1 protein-coding gene is annotated in these 1,508 nt (G+C 30.4%); it reads right to left on the bottom strand.

Annotation, left to right across the window (positions count from 1 at the left end; all coding sequences use genetic code 11):
• Positions 1–70: 70 nt before the first annotated feature.
• The gene (locus GOQ24_RS16350) at positions 71–1,252 is read right to left on the bottom strand and encodes a site-specific integrase (protein ID WP_243731301.1); all 1,182 of its coding nucleotides are present in this window, start codon (positions 1,250–1,252) and stop codon (positions 71–73) included.
• Between the last annotated feature and the right edge of the window lie 256 nt (positions 1,253–1,508).

Here is a 1,508-nt window from a genome sequence, read left to right on the forward strand (position 1 = left end):
AAAGAAGACAGTTGTATAATCAACAAAAATTAATAAATTTATAACTAAAACACTATCTTATGCTTACGTCCTAAAAGTCTACATTAGTTTGAAGACATACAAGAGCGTATTCCTCTGTTTGTTTAACAGAGTGGTGCCCTAACATTTCCTTTACTACATGAATAGGTACACCATTGCATAGAGTAACGGTACTTCCAAAAGTTCTTCTCGCTTTATGAGTATTTAATTCACTTATTTCGCATAGTGAAGCAATCTCTCTTAAATACTCATTCATTTTTTGATTAGAACGAACAGGAAGAACAATATCTTTACTAATGCAATCAGGATGATTTTTATACTTTTCCATTATCTCAATAGCTTTAGGTAGTAATGGAATAGTAATATTAGCATCTGTTTTTTGTCTATTGGTTCTAATCCATAGATTACCTTCTTCATCTTTTGTAATATCACTTTTCTTTAACTGAAATACATCGATATAGGCAAGACCTGTATAACACTGAAAAACAAATACATCTCTTACCGTACTTACTCTATCATTTTGGAACTCTTTGTTTTCTAAAATACATAGTTCTTGTTTACTTAAAGGTTTCTTATTTAGCTTCGTCTTTTTAGGTTTGTATTGTACAAAAGGATTAGAAGATATTATTCCCTTAGCAACTGCTCGTAGAACAATCTTTTTGAAGTTTGAGATATACTTTATAGCCGTATTGTTAGAACACGCTCTAACGGTCTTTAAATAGTGTTCATAACCAATTACAAACTCATAGTTAAGTTCTCTAAACTCTATGTCTTCTTTACCATATACATAACGGATATATTCCCCAACATGTGATCTTGCTGTAACATATCTTTCATGTGTTCCAATAGCATACTTTTTAGGTACAAGTTTAAAAATTTCATCATTGTGTTTTTGGAATTCTTCTAAAACTTTAATCCTACTAGTTCCTTTACCTTGTATATGATCCATAAGAATTGAAGCAGTAATAGGTAATTCGTTACTTAATAGCTCTAATTTGTACTTAGTAATCTTAGATACGATTGTATCTAAAATATAATTTAATGTTTTGGCATCTTCTTTAACGCCATTGGCACGACCTGCTTTTTGGTTCCATCTTTTGATATCCCATTTGTGACTAAGGGAAGTCTCTTTGCGAATACCATCTACTGTGATTCTAAGATAAACACCTCTTGAATCACTTTTCTTTCTAGTTGGTTTGAGAAAGAAATTAATTGATAACTGTTTTTCTAACATAATTCAACTGTTTTTAAATATTAATAAATGTCGAATTAAAACGTTCCAAAAACACAGTTTAAAACTCTCTGGTACCCTTTGGCGTCAAGGTTTGTCAAGTTGAAAGGTGCACATCGCTTGGATATATTTTTGTGCACCTAATCAAGAATATTTTTAAGGGATCAATCTCAAAAGTTGTGTGTGAATTAAAAACTACAGATCTTTGTAATAATAAATAATAACCGTGGAAAACTATATTGAGTTTGTAAAAATGATT

The organism is Myroides sp. LoEW2-1 (assembly GCF_009767705.1).
GTDB lineage: Bacteria > Bacteroidota > Bacteroidia > Flavobacteriales > Flavobacteriaceae > Flavobacterium > Flavobacterium album_A.

Bases quoted from the DNA above. Each gene is read 5' to 3' on its own strand.
- GOQ24_RS16350 (WP_243731301.1), bottom strand. From the start codon at position 1,252: ATGTTAGAAAAACAGTTATCAATTAATTTCTTTCTCAAACCAACTAGA.